The organism is Mucilaginibacter sp. (assembly GCF_041088075.1).
Taxonomy (GTDB): Bacteria; Bacteroidota; Bacteroidia; order Sphingobacteriales; family Sphingobacteriaceae; genus Mucilaginibacter_A.
This window is the reverse complement of record NZ_JBGCVY010000014.1, coordinates 123,647-141,259: the sequence shown is the minus strand read 5'-3', so window position 1 is coordinate 141,259 and position 17,613 is coordinate 123,647. Positions and strand designations below refer to the sequence as shown.

Below are 17,613 nucleotides of genomic sequence, written 5' to 3'. Positions count from 1 at the left end.
TCTCTTATGAAGGTAAAACCAATCATGTGGGATGCCGAAACAAGTTCGGCATGACAAAACCGGCTCGAAGCATTGGGCTTAGTTTTTTTACGAAAACCTTTTCCGCAACAATTCATAAAACCTTTCCGAAGTTGCAGGTTTGTCTTTCCAGTTGTTTTTCCCGGCATAATTTGTTTTCAAAAACTGCTCCGCCTGCTCAAAATTAGTGTAACGGTTTAAAATGTTAATTGCTTCGGCATAAGCCAAATTGTATCCGTTAAACAATTCCTTTATAAAAAGCAATTTATCATTCAAACTAATTAACGCTGGCAAATCCTGAACTGGTTTTCCTGCAAAACCTGATTTTGCTGTTGGTTGTGTTATTCCGTTTTGGGCTGCAATGCGCTGTTTTAAAGTTAAAACTGGTTCTGGCTTTACAGGTTCTGGTTCGATAACTGCTTGCGGTATCGGTTCCGGTTTTGCAGGCTCCGGTTTTGCTTCTTCCGCAAAAAACAATTCGGGTTTTGGGCTTTCTGGATGTTGTTGGGTTTCCGGTTCGGTTTCTACCGCGTTTACCGGCTCAACTTCGGCTTCTGCAAAAGTATTTTCAACTTCTTCCTTTTCTACCGGCAATGATTTTTGTGTGGTAAAAGAAGTATCGGCAATCATAAAAGGTGCAGGTTTTTCCATTTCCGGTTGGGCTTCCGGTGCTAAAAAAGTTTCGGCCAGTTCTGTTTCTGTTTCTGGTGGCACTTGCTCCTGCCCTGCTTCTTTTATCGGCAAAAAATCGTTTAGTTTTTTTAACAACGGATCTTCCGCAAAAGGCAAATGTTCTTCTTCACTAAAATAATCCAGGACGATAGGCTTTGTCGGGTATAGTTTTTCCGGCGTTTCAACAATTGCCGCAGCAGGTTTTGCCTGGCCGTGTATCTTTTTCAAAATTTCAATATGGTCGGTCAAAAAATTGGCATTGGCCATAAAAAGCTCCAGTTCCAAATCATTAAAACTGCTGCCGTTTGCTTCGAGGTACGTGTGCTGCTCTTTCAACTCAGCAATAATCCCACCTATTTTTCTTAATATTTCCTGCTGTTTCATCGTCCGAATTCCATGAAGATGTTGATAAATCAACGTTCAAAAATAGGATTAAATTCTGATATTGGGCACCCAACCAAAGCGGCAGATGTTATTCAACGAAGATGTTTTTAAGCGAAAAAACGAACACGGCGGCAGTATTGAAGTAATTTGCGGTTCGATGTTTTCCGGAAAAACCGAAGAACTGATCAGAAGGCTTAAACGCGGACAAATCGCCAAGCTTTCCATCGAAATTTTTAAACCGAAAACAGATACCCGGTACGATGAAACCGCAATTGTATCGCACAATGCCAACTCGATCAAATCAACACCGGTAGAAAATTCTTCTTCTATTTTGCTGTTGGGCGGCAATGCTGATATTGTTGGCATTGATGAAGCACAATTTTTTGACGAAGGGTTGCCGGAAGTTTGCACCAAATTGGCCAACAAAGGCATCCGCGTCATTGTGGCAGGTTTGGATATGGATTATACCGGAAAACCTTTTGGGCCGCTGCCTGCAATTATGGCCATGGCCGAATCGGTAACGAAAGTGCATGCAGTTTGTGTAATTTGCGGAAACCCGGCCTTGTATTCGTACCGGTTGATTGAAAACGACACTAAAATCTTATTGGGCGAAAAAGAAAGCTACGAGCCGCGCTGCCGTAGATGCTTTCGTTTAGGCAAAAGCGTAAGTGCTTAAAACCAGTTCAAGGTTTTGCCATAAAATTCATAATGCTTCTTTTATGCCATCAAATTTTGTTTTGATATAAACACAACGGGTCAATGATTTTTATGTGGTAAAAGAAGCATTGAAGAATTTCCAATCAGACCATTAAGCTTACAATTATTTATCCTGTAAATAAAGTTCCAGGTTTTTCAAATCGGATTGAATAGCTTCCAAATGATCCGTCAATAATTTTCGCAAATCATGCGGCAGGTTGTCTTCTTTCAAAATATCCTGGTACGCCTCGATTGCAGAGCGATCGCCTCCAACACAACTGGAAACCACTACCGTATCGCTTCGGTTAGACAGCGTTCCTTTTATATCCAGCCAGGCCCGGTGCAAAGCACCACCAAAACCCCCTTCATGTTCCGGCTTTGCCACACCGTTATCGCCCAGGTAATTCCTAATGGCTTCTGCCTGTATATTTCGGCTGGTTGCAGCTTGCTCAAATTCTGTCATCAAATTTTTGCTGCTTACCATTTCTGCCGCTTTGGTATAACCCTCTTCCCCATCAACACCAATGGTAACTAAATGCTGTAAACTGCTAATTAACTTTTGATCTAAACTCATAATTTTTTATGTTGATAACGATTACAATATCCATTTCAACTACAAACAACCGTTTTGGTTTGGATAAGAAAAGATTTAATTTGTTATTTAAAATTGGATGCTAAATGTTCTGAAACCAAACAACAATTACGCATACTTCTTTTATGCCTATAAAATCAGAAAAGTTAAAACATAAAAAAAGTACCAATCATACAATTGGCACTTTTATAATTTAATATATTTATTTTACAAGTATCAACTTGCAATAGAAATTTTGTGTTTGTCTTTGATTGAATTTTTGATGCAAGTCAGCATACTTTCGCAAGTATTGTCCCAAGAATTTTTCAACAAGAAAGCATCAACTTTGGCCAACCATTCTTTTTTGTTCTTGTTGTTCAGTTCCAGTTCAATTGCATCAATAAAATCTTCGGCTGTATAACCAATATGTACCAATTTATTTTTGGCATAAGGGTTAACCACATCGCGGATCGCAGTTGATACAACCGGTTTGCCTGCCGATAAATATTCCGGTGTTTTTGTCGGGCTGATAAATTTAGTTGAATCATTCAACATAAAAGGAATTAAAGCAACATCCCAACCTGATAAATAAGCTGGCAGTTGTTCGTAACTTTTTTGTCCCAAGTAATGGATGTTTTTATTTTTTGGCAAATGTGCCTTGTTGATTTTTAGAACCGGACCAATCAGCATGAAATTCCATTCCGGCCTTGCATCTGCAACTGCTTTAATTAAATTGATATCAAAACGTTCATCAATAACACCATAAAATCCAAGTTTGATGCCTTCAACTTGTGCCTGGTCTGCTGGCTGTACTTTATTAGTCCGCGCTTTTACAAAGTGGCTTTTATCAATGCTGCTTGGAAAAGGGAACATATTGGCGTGTTGTTGTTTTTTTGCTTCGTACAAAGATTGTCCGCCGGTAAATACCACATCAGATTTTGCAATCAACCTTTTTTCAAGGTCTTTTAGCTCAGCGGGAGCGTTTTTGAACAACGAAAGCTCGTCCATGCAGTCGTAAACGGTTAAAGCAGGGCTTAACTGCTCTGTAAAAGACAAAGCCATGGGCGTATAATACCAGAAAAGAAAATCTTCGCTGTCTTCTTTTTCCATAAATTTATCCATCAATTGTTTCATCATCAGCTTTTCTTCAAGCTTGGACAAACCTTTTGGAATATGTGGCACAACTACCCAAAGATTAGGCAACCGGTTTGATAAATGCAGGTACGCGCCATCTGTTGCGTCTTGTATGGGCTCTTCTAAAAAATAAGTTTTAAACATTTCCGAAAACCTTGTTAACAAGTGTTGCGGACGCTGATAAACAAAATCCCATCTTAGATGTGAAAGACAAAGCAGTTTGGCGGGTAATTTTTTCATGTTGTGTATGGTGATAATGATAAGATTAACATATTTAAAATTCTATTGTTTTACATCCGGTAAAAAAAATTTACAGGCTGATTTAAACTACACAAAATATATGCATATCAAATATGCAAGTGAACAGGTTTGTGTACTGTTTTTAGCAATGAAAAATTTGCTTTTGCGATATATAAAAAACGCAAAAATTACAGAGTCGAACAATATACAACTTTTTTTTGAATTGTCGTATATTTCAAGGTTACACAACTATAATATTTGGATTTTTACAGCTATCCAATGTTTGTAATAATTTCAAGACAATTTTCAACTTTGTTTTGAGTTAAAAAAAATTGGATTAATTATTTTTGAAGAAAAGAATCAGGTGTTGCGCGAAGGAAAAATTGTCGGCTTTATTTTTTCAACTTGTTTAAACAGTTTTAACTTTTTCCGCCTTTAATCAAACGTTGGATTTCATCCAATTTCATCAAAGCTTCTACCGGTGTAAGCGTGTTTACATCCAAAGCATTCAGTACATCCCGAATTTTAATTAATACGGGATCGTCAATTGAAAACATCTGCAATTGCATGGCTTGCTTTTGCACTTTTTTGATGCTCTCTTTGATGTTTTCGCCGCCTGTTCGTTCTGCTTCCAGCTTCTTTAAAATTTCCTCTGCACGGGATAAAACTTTTGGCGGCATCCCGGCCAACTTGGCCACGTGGATCCCAAAACTATGCCCGCTTCCGCCCGGCACCAACTTCCGCAGAAAAATAATTTTTTGCCCGGTTTCTTTTACCGCCACATTGTAGTTTTTGATGCGGTAAAAAGAGCTTGCCAATTCGTTCAATTCGTGGTAATGCGTGGCAAACAAGGTTTTGGCTTTGGCCGAAGGATGGTTGTGCAAAAACTCGGCGATTGACCAGGCGATGGAAATGCCATCATAAGTGGAAGTGCCGCGGCCAATTTCATCCAGCAAAACCAAACTGCGGTCAGAAATATTGTTGAGGATGCTGGCCGTTTCGTTCATCTCTACCATAAAAGTTGATTCGCCGGAAGTGAGGTTGTCCGAAGCGCCAACGCGGGTAAAAATTTTATCCACCAAACCAATGCGTGCTTCTTTTGCAGGCACAAAACAACCCATTTGCGCCATTAAAACAATCAAGCCGGTTTGGCGGAGAATGGCAGATTTCCCGGCCATATTTGGGCCGGTTATCATGATGATTTGTTGACTGTCCGAATCCAAAAATACATCGTTGGTGATGTATTCTTCGCCCAAAGGCAAATTGCGCTCAATAACCGGATGGCGGCCGCCTTTGATGTCAATTTGTTCATCCAAACTAATGGTTGGTTTGCAATAGCTGTTTTTACGGGCAATTTTTGCGAAACAAAGCAGCACATCCAGCCTGGCCAAAATGCGCGCATTGAGCTGGATGGGTTTGATGTACGAACTGATGCCATGCAGCAAATCGTTGTACAAACGCGTTTCGATGGCGAAAATCTTTTCTTCCGCACCCAAAATCTGTTCTTCGTATTCTTTCAGTTCGGGCGTGATGTAGCGCTCGGCATTTACCAGCGTTTGCTTCCGGATCCAGCCCGAAGGAACTTTATCTTTGTGCGTGTGCGTAACTTCCAAATAATAACCAAAAACGCTGTTGAAAGCTACTTTTAACGACGGGATACCGGTTTCTTCGGCTTCGCGGCGTTGTATTTCCACCAAGAAATCTTTTCCGCCAAAAGCTATTTTCCGCAGATGGTCCAATTCTTCGTCCACGCCATCGGCAATTACTTCGCCTTTGGCCACTTGCACAGGCGGTTCCGGTCGCAATTCTTTTTCAATTTTTTCGCGGATCAACTGGCACGGGTTTAACTGTTCGGCCAATTGCTGCAAAAATAAATTTTCGGACTGGCCGCAAAGTTTTTGTGTTTCGGCCGTGGCCAGCAATGCTCTTTTTAGCTGTATAATTTCGCGCGGATTGGCTTTTTGCAAGGCAATTTTAGAAATTAATCTTTCCAAATCGCCAATCTGTTTTACCTGCTGCAAAAGCTGTTCGGCCAATGCTTCTTTTACCTGCAAAAAATCAACAACTTCCAGCCGTTCTTCAATCGGTTTCAATTCTTTCAGCGGCATTAAAATCCACTTCCGCAGCAAACGTGCGCCCATGGGCGAAGCGGTTTGATCGAGCACATGAAAAAGCGTAATGGCATTTTCATTCGCCGAATCCAGCAGTTCCAAATTCCTCACCGTAAACCGGTCCAGCCACATGTATTTTTGATGTTCAATCCGGCTCAAACCCGAAATATGCTGCAAGTTGCGGTGCTCCGTTTCGTTGATGTAATACAGCGTTACGCCGGCCGCAACAATCGCCAAAGGCAAACGGTCAACACCAAAACCTTTTAAGTTTTTCACTTCAAAATGTTTGAGCAAAGTTTCTGAAGCAAAATCGAAGGTAAAAGCCCAATCGTCCAACGTATAAGTGTAAAAGCCGCTGCCAAAAGTTTCGGCAAAATCTTTTTGCTTTTGTTTGGAAAAAACCACCTCGTTGGGCCGGTAACTTTGCAGCAACTGGTCAATGTATTCGGCATCGCCCTGCGCAGCCAAAAACTCGCCGGTAGAAATATCGAGCAAAGCCAGCCCGATCAAATTTTTGTCAAAATGCAGCGCGGCCACATAATTATTGGCTTTTTGGTTGAGGATGTTATCGTTGTAAGAAACGCCAGGCGTAACCAGTTCGGTAACGCCTCGTTTGACGATGGTTTTGGTGGCTTTTGGATCTTCTAACTGGTCGCAAATGGCCACACGCTGGCCGGCGCGGACTAATTTTGGCAGATAAGTATCCAAAGAATGGTGCGGAAAACCGGCCAGCTCGATGAAAGTGCCCGAACCGTTTGCGCGTTTCGTCAGGATAATCCCTAAAATGCGGGCAGTGGTAACGGCATCTTCGCCAAAAGTTTCATAAAAATCGCCCACCCGAAACAACAGCAGCGCGCCCGGATATTTGGCCTTGATCTGCCCGTGCTGCTGCATTAAAGGTGTTTCTGCCGAAATCTTCTTTCCCAAATCTAAATTTTTATTGAAAGGTAAAGTTAAGCGATGAAAAGGTTTTTACGGCAGATGTTAAAAAATAGGTGGTAAAAGAAGCATGGCCTGTACTTGGTTCAACCATACCAATTTTTACCCGATAAAAGAAGTATGCCGTATTTCTAAAAAGGACAAAACACTAGCCAAGAAAAACAAATTAACCATCAATCTAATCTATTATTATTATCATATTTGAACCATGAAACCTGACCTTTCACAAAAATTCTCTAAGCTGTTTGGCCAACCTGCAACGGCTGCTTTTTTTGCGCCCGGACGCGTAAACCTAATCGGCGAACATATTGATTACAACGGCGGCCTGGTTTTGCCTTGTGCCATCACTTTTGGCACCGATTTGCTGGTTGCCGAAAACAAGGAAGGAATTTTCCGTTTCAGAAGTTTGGATTTTGAGGATCAACTGGACATTCCCGTTCAGGACGGCTACACCAGAAAAGGCAAGGAATGGTACAATTATCCGCTTGGCGTGATGCAGCAGTTTTTGCTCAACAATAAAAAAATTATGGGTTTGGATATGCTGTTTAAAGGCGATGTGCCGGTTGCTTCCGGCCTTTCATCTTCGGCTTCCATCGAAATTGTTACGGCTTTTGCGTTGAACGAAACTTTTAATTCCGGCTTTACCAAACTTGAACTGGTGCAGTTGGGCAAAAAAGTGGAGAACGATTTTATTGGCGTGAACAGCGGCATTATGGACCAGTTTGCGGTTGCTTTTGGCGAAAAAGAAAAAGCCATCGAACTGAATTGCGATACGCTGAACTACAAAATTGTGGACTGTAAACTGCAGGATTACGTGCTGGCGATCATCAACACCAACAAACCGCGCCAACTATCCGAATCTAAATACAACGAGCGCGTGGCCGAATGCCAGACGGCTTTGAAAGATTTGCAAAAAGAACTCAAAATAGATTATCTGTGCGCAATTGATACGGCAACTTTTAACAAATACGAACATTTGATTGAAAACGAAACCGTAAAAAAACGCGCCCGCCACGTGATCGAAGAAAATGACCGGGTAAAAGAAGCAACGCAGGTTTTGGCCAGCGGCGATCTGACCCGTTTTGGCCAGTTGCTTTATGCTTCGCACGCTTCGCTAAAAGATTTGTATGAAGTAACCGGAAAAGAACTGGACACGATTGTTAATTTCTGCAAAACGCAAAAAACAGTAGCGGGCGCAAGGATGACGGGCGCAGGTTTTGGCGGTTGCGCCATTGCTTTGGTTAAGCACGATGCTTTTGATGATTTCTCAAAAAACCTCATAAAATATTATACCGAAAAAGTAGGTTACGAATGTGCCGTTTATAATTCTTTAATTGGCGATGGGGTGAAAAGGGTTTGAAGAACGGCAATCAGCTTTTAGCGATCAGCCTTCAGCCATGAACGATGAACTAAAACCTATGAGCACTCCTTTTACCAAACTCAAACTGGAAGAATTAGGTCGGGTTGATGTTGAAACTTTTCGGGAACAGGAAAAACTGCAGGTAACCGTTGTGTTGGATAATGTCCGGAGTATGCACAACATTGGTTCGGTTTTTCGCACTGCCGATGGTTTTGCAGTCGAGCAAATTATCCTTTGCGGCATCACGGCACAACCACCTCACCGCGAAATCGAGAAAACGGCGTTGGGCGCTACGCAGTCCATCAACTGGACTTATTTTAATGGCATAAAAGAAGCATTGCAGCATTTACGCAACCAAGGTTACCAGGTCATCGCTGTAGAGCAGGCGGAAAACAGCATCAACCTAAACCAATTTCAACCCAAAAACAACCAAAAATACGCTTTGATTTTTGGCAATGAAGTGAACGGCGTAAGCGAAGAAGCGATGGAAATGGTTGACGGCTGTATCGAAATCCCGCAGTTTGGCACCAAGCATTCTTTTAACATTGTGGTTTCGGCAGGTATTGTTTTGTGGGATTTTTTTGCAAAACTGAATTTCAAGTAGTTCTTTTTTCGACAATAAATTCCATTTTAAATTACAAATACTGAAGTATGCGGTTGCTTTTATGCTTCTGTTTGTATTTTCCGTACCACTTACAAACAGGGAATAAAAACAGCACAACAGCGATCCAAATTAGATAGACAGTTCCCAGTTCAACTCCCGTGCCTTCCGGCCTTCCGTTACGCAGCAGCCCAAATTTCAGGTCGGCAAAAGTATGTCCTTCCACAAAAACCATCAGCAGCGTTAACAGGTGGATAAGGTACAAGTGAACGATAAAATAGAACAACGGCACCTTGCCATAAACACGAAGAACCTTAATTAACGGATTGTTTTTGCCTTCCAAAAGCCAAAGAACGATAAATAGCACGCTCAGCATCAGCAGTATAAACAGCAGCGAAGGCGGATATTTGGTTACGTTGATAAAAGACAGAAAAGTGAACAGCGAATTTTTTTGTACCGACCAGGGCAAAGGATCGCCGTAAAAGTTTAAACCGCGTATTAAAACAAACAGGCAAAAAACGCCGGCCGCTATCTGCAAAAACCTTTTCTTTCGCACCGGTTCTGGCAATTTAAAAAGTTCGCCAAAACCAAAACCCGTTAAAATAACGCCCAGCCAAGGCAAAAGCGGGTAAGCCGTGATAAAAGCAAAGCCGGGTTTAGGCGTAAAAAGGCTTTGACGGAAAAACACGGCGAAAATAAAATCGAGTGTAGGATTATTTTTGAAAGTTAAGCCCTGGAACAAATTGTGGCTAAAAATAATCAGGATACCTGCCAGGCCAATAGCGCGTGCGGGCAGTTTTAGCAGCAAAGAAATGACCATTAAACCAAAACCGATGGCAAAAACCACTTCCATAATTACGGTATGTAGCTGTACATCAAACCACAGCGCAAAATTGATAACGGTAAGGTCAATGAACATCAGCCATAAACCGCGGTTAAACAAAAACTTTTTCCGGGATGAATCCGGAGAACTGTTGTAAAATAAATACGCGGAAACGCCTGATAAAAACACAAAAGTAGGCGCACACAAATGCGTAACCCATCGGGTGAGAAACAAAGCGGCAGTTGTGGTTTGTAAATTGGTTGGATCCTGGGTGAGCGAAGTAACGTGCATAAAATCGCGGACATGATCTAAAGCCATTACAATCATTACCAAGCCCCTGGCAGCATCAATACTGCCGATACGGTGGTTGTTTTCTTTGGTTTGAAGTTCTGCCATGTGTGTTAATTTTGGTTTGTAAAACAGTTGTATCTTCCTCAGCCTCTTTTTAGTCCATGCTTCTTTTAGCACATAAAAATCAGTGGCCAATTGTACTTTTTGTACTAATATAATAGCCAGGCACCAAATTTATAGGCATAAAAGAAGCATTATAAATTTTAATGGCCTAAATTTAAACAGGCCCAACTATTTTAAGGATATGAATTTGGAAGATACAAACCCAAAATAGGTGTTTTTACAGGAACTGTTAACCACTCTTCCGTCTTTTAAAATTTGTAAATTTGCTACCATTCCATTTTAAAAAATGAAAGCAAAATACATCAACCCGTTTACCGATTTTGGCTTTAAAAAGATTTTTGGCGAAGAAGCCAGCAAGCCTTTGCTGATTGATTTTTTGAATGCGCTTTTGCCTTTGCACAATCAGGTTGCCAGCCTTTCTTTTAAAAATACCGAACAGCTTGGGCAGACCGACTTAGACCGGAAAGCCATTTACGATATTTATTGCGAAACCGGTAAAGGCGAGAAATTTATTGTTGAACTGCAAAAGGCCAAGCAAAACTATTTTATCGAGCGCACGGTTTATTACTCTACTTTCCCAATCCGCGAGCAGGCCGAAAAAGGCCAGTGGAACTACAATTTAAACGCGGTTTATTGTATCGGCATTTTGGATTTTACTTTTGATGATTACGAAACCGTATCCGAAAAAAACGAAGTGGTGCATACCATCAAACTGAAAAACCAGCACGGCAAGGTTTTTTATGATAAGCTGACTTACATTTATTTAGAAATGCCCAACTTTAAAAAGCCTGAAAACGAACTGGAAACCCGTTTGGACCAATGGCTGTACTTCATCAAAAACCTGGAAGATTTTCAAAATATCCCAACCATATTTAAAGACGAAGTATTTGCCCAGGCCTTTGAAAAAGCCGAAATTGCCAACTTTAAACAAGACGAATTAGACCGCTACGAATACAGCCTGAAAGCCTTTCGGGACAACAAAGCAACTTATGATTACGCCATTGAAACAGCTTATGATGAAGGTAAATCCGAAGGCATAAACGAAGGGATATCTCAAGGAATTCTAAAAGTTGCAAAATCCCTAAAAGAAAGCGGGCTGTCCACAGATTTAATTGTAAAAGCAACTGGTCTTTCGGCAGAGGATATTGAAAAACTTTGATCTCGAGAATAGAAAAAACCTGTTTAAAATTTATAAGCAACGCTTGGTGTTAAGGTAACCGCTTCAAAACTCCCTAAAGATACCATGTAGTAAACCCGGGCTTTTATACCAAGTTCAAACCTCTTTTCAATTTGTTTAGTGTACGAAAACCCTCCAAAAACACCGCCTTCCATTAAACCAGAATTCCTACTGTTTCTCTCTTGGATGTTAATTTCATTTGCGTAGTTTTCAAGTGTTATTTCCTGTTGTTGCGATGTCATAATTGTTACGCCAAAATGGTAACGAAAGGCAGGTTTTGCTTTTATAAAATTCCGCTCATATCCTAATATAAAAAAATCATCGTTATGGCGGATATTAAAATCAGTAATATAAACATTTACGCCATTAAAATCCCCTTCAAAGTTTCTTGCCCTTTTATTGGTACTTCTGGCATAAGCTAAAAATAAATTGGCGTTTCTTCCATATCTGTATTTTAATTCAAGCCCGCTTATTGTGCCTAATAAATTCTTTTTGTACAAGTAAGTTTTAACTGGGGCCGGACTGTAATCTTCATCATAAGAACCCACAAAAAAATTAGCATTTAAACCAAAATTAGCTTCTAAACTAACCCTGCTTTGAGCTTGCGCACGAACAAATTCGACAGAAAAAACAATAACAAGTAAAAGAAGTATTCTTTTCATTTTTGGAATAATTAAGCTTTTGATTTAGAAAAGTAAGACTAATGCAGATAATAAGAAACCGTAACCAACGCATATTCATAATGATGGTCGTTTTTGTATTGCAACTGCGCTTCCAAAAAATGGTAGCGGTAGCCGGTTCCAAAACTAAAACCGGTCAGGTTTACTTCGCGATCATTAGCGAGGTATAAGCGTTGCTCATAAGGTTTTAAACCAGGCGTTGCCGGGTTAGGGAAAACAGTTTTACCGCTTAAAATAAAGGATTGGTACAAACCAGTTGACACAAACAAGCTATTCTCTGCTTTTTTAAAAAAACTATAACTAACAGAAACTGGTATATCCAAGTAATCTTTTCTAAATGTCGCTTGGTAAACTGCCGGCTGGGAAACCAATTGGGAACTTTTTTCTTTGTAGCCCTTTTGGTTATACAATAAACCGACTGTTACATTTATTTTGTTGCTAAAAACAGCATGTTGCACAAAGGCACCGACAGCAAAGTTATCAGTTTGAAAAGTTTCGCCATATATATCTCCGCCGGGACGTTTGATCCGGTTATAAGGATAAGGATCGTACAGATCGTAATACTTTGGGTCGGAAATTTGGAGGCTGGCAGTAAAGCCGTAATTAAACTTTTTAGATACTTGTGCTTTGGATATTTGACAAAGAAGAAATGAATACAAAAAAGCGGAAAGTAAAAGTTTTATTTTCATACAAAGAAGTTAAGTGTTGTCTAAACCTTTACAATTTAAAAACAGCATTGATGCCGGGCATAAAATGTTCTAAAAAGATTGCGTGTGAATAAGTATCCAAGAAAATACCTACTCTAAGCTTATCAGTTATTTTTGCATCAAAAGATACGCCGGCATAATAAGATATGTTGAAACCTTTCTCATAATAATATTGTACTGACCCTGGCATAACTTCGCTGTGTCCATCAGGATAAACACGCTCTTGATAAAACTTTAAAATTTTATCGTTTTGATACTTTAAGGAAGGCCCTATTTTAATGGAAGCATTTAAAAAAGACTTTTTGCTGCCAAACGTGTAATTTATATCTGGCGTTAAAAACACGGCATGATAATATCTGTCTTGCCCAACTAAACCTGTCGGCCTATCCTTATAAACATTATATAGAGCGGTAGTAAAAAGTGTAAGGCCGCCTTCTAAAAACAAATGCTTTTTTATAGGTTTTGATAGAGTTGCACCGCCAAAAAAAGCCGTGTTTCCCCAGTTATTTTCTGTACCATAACCAACGAAGGTATTTAAGTATAAGTTGTTTTTTGTTTTTACAGAATTTTTTTGTGCGAATAGAGAAGTATTAACAAATGTTAATATTATGATTAATATCTGTGAGGGGAAGTATAATTTCATGATTTCCGTAATTAGTAAATAAAGAAATAAGAGGGGGAAGTACTTCCCCCTCTTATTTCTATTATGGAATTAATGTTTTGTCTGGCATCGTAAAACTTACTCCACCATTTTCATCATATACTAACCATCCGTTATATGTTGTCCCTCCTCCTGCGCCTCTATTTAATGGGAAAAAAGAAGCGTATTTATGATTATTTTGTCTAATAATCTCATCAAGTGATTTGTAAGTTAATGTTCCCCCAACTGTGCCTGTTTGTTTTTGGCCGCCAACACTAACTGTTGTACCTATTGACAAAGATAAAGTTGAAGTAGCTGCATTATCATCTTCATATATAGCCAGGTTTTGTTCTAAGTTGGCTGGCTCCCAATCTCCATCCCATGTTGCGGTAAAGTCAACCCATTTTTTATTTTTAATATGCCACCTACTGATGTATGGATTGCCATTGATAACAAAAACATCTGCAGCTTGTACCTGTCCGTCAATCTGTTTTAGATAACCATCAGCACGGGTAAAACGTATTTCTAAACCTCCACCATTACCCGTAAAACTAACAAAATGATCATATTGATGACCATTAACTCTCACATCACCCACATAAACCTGTTTGACTTCCCTTGGAAGACCAGGAGCTTGAACAGGAGGTCCGGGAGGAAATGTTAAAATTGCAGGAATACTATAATCAACCGGTTCTATACCATTAATGCCAATAATAAGCGTAGGGTTTGCATAAGCATAATCATCGTTGATTACCACTTGTGTATAGCCCATGTTTCCGTTATTATCATAAACTGGTTGCCAACCGTAACCTTCGTCCGCTTCTGCAGTTGCAGTCATCACCGAAGTTGACGGCGAATAGTTGCCGGAATTGTCAAAAGGGCTGATGTATTGCTCAGCATAAGGATAGTACAGGCTTACATCACCATCAACACTTTGATATTGCTCCTGTAGAAGTTTGTTTGCTTTAACATTCTGTCCACGTTTTTGGTCTTGTTTCAAAGCTTCTGTTTTGCCAGGTTTTATCCCTGCTAAAAAAGTAGAAAAATCAGAATCATTTTTTTTGCTTACCAATGCCCAAAATTCATTAGAGAAGGTGCCTTGCTGGACATTTAGCTTAGTTGTTAATGCTTTAAAGGACTTGGATGCAGGCAACAAACCTTCGTTTGGATAGATCATGTCTTTTAGCAAAATGGACTGATCTGTATAAATTTTGGCAATAATGGCAGCATTTACCTCTTTTATTGCCTCTTTGTTTTTGTACACCTCTTTTACAATTTCTGTAACTTTTTCCAAATTGGCCACCAGCTTCTTTTCCTGATCGGTAGTAGGTTTATAAAAAACTAATTTTGGTTCAACTGTTGTTTTTTTAGTAGAAATTATTCCACCCCCCCAATTTACTTTCTTTTTTACATGAAGAGATAGAAAAAGCGACCAATAACGCCATCATTGCACCGGTAAAAATTTTAGATTTCATGTTTTTAAAAATTTAGTAGATTTTTTAATACGTTCTTTAATTTTTTGTTGTGGTTTTTTAGTTTTCTTTTATTGTCATACTTTTCCTCCTTTCTTTGGCAATTTATAACAGAAAAATTACAAATCAAATAATAATTAAAAATTTATTAAATTTTTAATACCAAATGTAAAATACTTAAAAACTATTTTATTCTTAAGCAATATGCAACCACCAGCCCCAACCCAACCCGCCAAAAAACTACTGGTAAAAACAGTATAAAACTGGCTGTCTGTAAACGCACCGGAAGGGTTTTTATAAAGATTTGCCTTATTAAACATTGAAATAAAAACTGATATTCTTGCGAAAGAAAAGTTAGATGATATTCTGTTTTTATAAAAACCGGATTGTGCATTTGCCGGATGACGTAAAGCAGGCTTTGGAACAGCAACCGGCCGCTTTTGCAAAATATCAGCAGTTGGCCTACAGCCACCAAAAAGAATATTTGGTTTAGATATTGACAGCCAAACAAGAAAAAACCCGGGCTGACCGGGTTCAAAAAATGTTGGAAAAATTGCTAAAAATAAAATGAGTTTAGATGCTTCTTTTATCGGCATAAATCTGGATTGATTGGAGAAAGGGCACGGCCTTTTTGCTGTAAACTACAAATGCTTTTTTTATCGGCATATCTAAAACTTTAAGCATACTTCTTTTACCGATTAAAAAATCTGCTTACTCCTCTCCCAAAAAATTTTTTAAAAAATATTTGGTTTATACGAAACCCTTCGTACATTAGTGCTACGAAAATATTCGTAATAAAAAAATGGGCATTAAACCAACGGAAAGCGAACTGGAGATTTTACAGATTTTGTGGCAGCAAGGCAAGGCTACGGTACGGGAAGTGAACGAAGAATTGAGCAGGCTGAAACAAACCGAAATTGGCTACACCACTACCTTAAAACTGATGCAGTTGATGCACGAAAAAGGTTTGGTAGAACGCGATGCCAGCAACCGGACGCATGTTTACAAAGCTTTATTGAACCAGCAAAAAACGCAGAAAAGTTTGGTGAACAAACTGATTGACAGTGCTTTTAACGGTTCGGCCTCGCAATTGGTGATGCAGGCTTTGAGCGGCCATAAATCATCGCCAGAGGAACTGGAAGCGATTAAAAAATACTTAGACCAACTTAACCAAAAATAAAAAACGTATGGAAACCAGCTTGTTCATCCTTGCCCTGAGCAAAACACTTCCCGAATCGTGCCTGCAAGGCATCATCGTTTACCTTGTGTTACAATTGTTGCTTGCCGTTTTTAAAAAAAGCACATCGTCGTTTCGCTTTAACTTGTTTTATGCAGCTTCTGTACTTTTGTTTGCTGGCTTTGTTTTCAACCTTTTCCAACATTACAACCAAGTGCGTGCAAGTGCTGTTGCCGATAATTTGATGTCCAGCCCAAGCCCCAAATTTGCAATTACCAATACAGTAAAATTGGATTGGTGGCAGCAATTAACTTTTTGGACAAACCACTACGCTTATACCATTACCGGCTTGTATTTAATTGGATTGGCATTTTGCGTATTACGGTTGACACTTGGATTGATCAATATCAACTGGTTTAAACGGGACAAGCATTTGCAACAACAAGCAATTTGGACAGAGAAGACTAAACTTTTGGCCACACAATTTAACCTGCTAAAAACAGTATCGGTATTTTTATCAAACAAGATCCAAGTGCCGCTTACCATTGGGTTTTTTAAACCGATCATTGTGTTTCCAATTGCACTCATCAACCAATTGTCTATCCAACAAACGGAAGCCATATTACTGCATGAACTAGCGCATATCAAACGTGCCGACTACTTGCTCAACATTGTGTTAAACATCATCCAATCCTTTTTATTTTTTAACCCGATGATCTGGTTGTTTAGTCGTGAAATCAACAAGTACCGTGAGCAAAGTTGCGATGATTTGGTGCTAAACAAAACAAACGATTCCATAGCTTATGCACAAGCTTTGCTCCAGATTGAACAATTCAGAAGTTCACAACTAACACTTGCATTGGCCGCCAACGGCAAAAAATACACTTTGTTAAACCGCATCAAAAGAATCACCAATATGGAAATCAACAACCCTTCGCCACAAAACAAACTCCTAATTTTACTGCTGGCTTTAACCACCATCGGCCTATCTGTTGCCTGGAATATGCCGGCTAAAAAAGTATTGAAACATGTAATCGCTACGCATTTTAAGGGGATAAAAGAAGCATTGGACACGACTAAATCTAACTCGATTATTGGCACCGCTACAATTACTGAAAACGCCAAAGCGATTCAACATAAAACAAAACCTGTTCAGGAAAAATCAGCACTTCAGGCTAAAAATAACGTCAATAAAAATTCAGACATTGTAGGCACGGCAACTGTTTTTAATGTGAAAGCGGATACTTCCATCAAAACTAAAAACAAGTTTAAAATTGTGTTGGAAGATTCTGTAGGAAACAGAAAAGAATACAATTCGATAGAAGAATTGCCAGCGGAAGCACGAAAAGAGTTTTTAAAAGAAAATGGAAAGTTGAACCAGTTTCAATTCCCAGATTTTAAATTCTTCTCTAAATTTCCAGATTCTAATAAATTAACTTTTAATAATAAGCTTTATTCCAGCCCGCAATGGAAAAAGCAAGCCGAAGCAATGCGCAAACAAGGCGAAGCAATGCGCAAGCAAGGCGAAGCAATCCGCAAGCAATTTAACAGCCCGGAATGGAAAAAACAGCAGGAAGAAATCCGAAAACAAGGCGAGGAAATCCAAAAGCAGTTTAACAGCCCGGAATGGAAAAAACAGCAGGAAGAAATCCGCAAACAAGGCGAAGAAATCCGTAAACAGGCCGAAGAAATCCGTAAGCAATTCAACAGCTCCGAATGGAAAAAACAGATGGAGGATTTGCGGAAACAGGATGCAAATTAAACAAGCAATTTAACAGCAAAAAATGGAGGCAACAC

At 39.5% G+C, this 17,613-nt stretch carries 16 protein-coding genes; 7 read left to right on the top strand and 9 right to left on the bottom strand.

Annotated features, from left to right (window positions below; genetic code table 11):
- Positions 1-87: 87 nt before the first annotated feature.
- A complete protein-coding gene (locus V5804_RS02685) occupies positions 88-1,107 on the bottom strand; it encodes a hypothetical protein (RefSeq protein ID WP_369589824.1) in 1,020 nt (339 codons plus the stop codon).
- A gap of 52 nt (positions 1,108-1,159) precedes the next feature.
- Between V5804_RS02685 and V5804_RS02680 the strand changes: the two genes are divergently transcribed.
- On the top strand, positions 1,160-1,750 hold the full coding sequence (locus V5804_RS02680; RefSeq protein WP_369589823.1) for a thymidine kinase: 591 nt from the start codon (positions 1,160-1,162) through the stop codon (positions 1,748-1,750).
- A gap of 144 nt (positions 1,751-1,894) precedes the next feature.
- Here V5804_RS02680 and V5804_RS02675 read toward each other — a convergent pair whose 3' ends face one another.
- From V5804_RS02675 to mutS, 3 genes are all read right to left on the bottom strand, one after another.
- Positions 1,895-2,344, bottom strand: coding sequence for a PA2169 family four-helix-bundle protein (locus tag V5804_RS02675; RefSeq protein WP_369589822.1), 450 nt, complete (start codon positions 2,342-2,344; stop codon positions 1,895-1,897).
- Between the two features lie 234 nt (positions 2,345-2,578).
- Positions 2,579-3,715, bottom strand: coding sequence for a glycosyltransferase (locus V5804_RS02670; protein ID WP_369589821.1), 1,137 nt, complete (start codon positions 3,713-3,715; stop codon positions 2,579-2,581).
- A gap of 419 nt (positions 3,716-4,134) precedes the next feature.
- Positions 4,135-6,720 carry a DNA mismatch repair protein MutS gene (mutS, locus tag V5804_RS02665; RefSeq protein ID WP_369589837.1) on the bottom strand — a complete coding sequence of 862 codons (2,586 nt, stop codon included), beginning with the start codon at positions 6,718-6,720 and terminating at the stop codon, positions 4,135-4,137.
- Positions 6,721-6,973: 253 nt separating this feature from the next.
- Between mutS and V5804_RS02660 the strand changes: the two genes are divergently transcribed.
- Together V5804_RS02660 and V5804_RS02655 are read left to right on the top strand one after the other, a co-directional pair.
- On the top strand, positions 6,974-8,125 hold the full coding sequence (locus tag V5804_RS02660; RefSeq protein ID WP_369589820.1) for a galactokinase: 1,152 nt from the start codon (positions 6,974-6,976) through the stop codon (positions 8,123-8,125).
- A 37-nt stretch (positions 8,126-8,162) separates the two neighbouring features.
- The gene (locus V5804_RS02655) at positions 8,163-8,729 is read left to right on the top strand and encodes an RNA methyltransferase (RefSeq protein ID WP_369589819.1); all 567 of its coding nucleotides are present in this window, start codon (positions 8,163-8,165) and stop codon (positions 8,727-8,729) included.
- Positions 8,730-8,760: 31 nt separating this feature from the next.
- Here V5804_RS02655 and V5804_RS02650 read toward each other — a convergent pair whose 3' ends face one another.
- Entirely contained in the window at positions 8,761-9,945 is a 1,185-nt protein-coding gene (locus V5804_RS02650; protein ID WP_369589818.1) for a DUF1624 domain-containing protein, read from the bottom strand.
- 304 nt (positions 9,946-10,249) lie between these two features.
- Between V5804_RS02650 and V5804_RS02645 the strand changes: the two genes are divergently transcribed.
- On the top strand, positions 10,250-11,122 hold the full coding sequence (locus tag V5804_RS02645) for an Rpn family recombination-promoting nuclease/putative transposase (RefSeq protein WP_369589817.1): 873 nt from the start codon (positions 10,250-10,252) through the stop codon (positions 11,120-11,122).
- 23 nt (positions 11,123-11,145) lie between these two features.
- Here the strand turns inward: V5804_RS02645 and V5804_RS02640 are convergent, their stop codons facing one another.
- From V5804_RS02640 to V5804_RS02625, 4 genes are all read right to left on the bottom strand, one after another.
- Positions 11,146-11,802, bottom strand: coding sequence for a hypothetical protein (locus tag V5804_RS02640; protein ID WP_369589816.1), 657 nt, complete (start codon positions 11,800-11,802; stop codon positions 11,146-11,148).
- A 38-nt stretch (positions 11,803-11,840) separates the two neighbouring features.
- Positions 11,841-12,509, bottom strand: coding sequence for a porin family protein (locus V5804_RS02635; RefSeq protein WP_369589815.1), 669 nt, complete (start codon positions 12,507-12,509; stop codon positions 11,841-11,843).
- A gap of 28 nt (positions 12,510-12,537) precedes the next feature.
- A complete protein-coding gene (locus V5804_RS02630; RefSeq protein WP_369589814.1) occupies positions 12,538-13,170 on the bottom strand; it encodes a hypothetical protein in 633 nt (210 codons plus the stop codon).
- Positions 13,171-13,231: 61 nt separating this feature from the next.
- Positions 13,232-14,461, bottom strand: coding sequence for a hypothetical protein (locus V5804_RS02625; protein ID WP_369589813.1), 1,230 nt, complete (start codon positions 14,459-14,461; stop codon positions 13,232-13,234).
- 536 nt (positions 14,462-14,997) lie between these two features.
- Here V5804_RS02625 and V5804_RS02620 point away from each other — a divergent pair.
- The 3 genes from V5804_RS02620 to V5804_RS02610 all read left to right on the top strand — a co-directional run bounded on the left by V5804_RS02620 (position 14,998) and on the right by V5804_RS02610 (position 17,578).
- Positions 14,998-15,132 carry a YdeI/OmpD-associated family protein gene (locus V5804_RS02620; protein ID WP_369589812.1) on the top strand — a complete coding sequence of 45 codons (135 nt, stop codon included), beginning with the start codon at positions 14,998-15,000 and terminating at the stop codon, positions 15,130-15,132.
- 309 nt (positions 15,133-15,441) lie between these two features.
- Positions 15,442-15,819: a BlaI/MecI/CopY family transcriptional regulator gene (locus tag V5804_RS02615; RefSeq protein WP_369589811.1), complete on the top strand. Its 378-nt coding sequence runs from the start codon at positions 15,442-15,444 to the stop codon at positions 15,817-15,819.
- Between the two features lie 7 nt (positions 15,820-15,826).
- A complete protein-coding gene (locus tag V5804_RS02610; protein ID WP_369589810.1) occupies positions 15,827-17,578 on the top strand; it encodes a M56 family metallopeptidase in 1,752 nt (583 codons plus the stop codon).
- Positions 17,579-17,613: the final 35 nt, after the last annotated feature.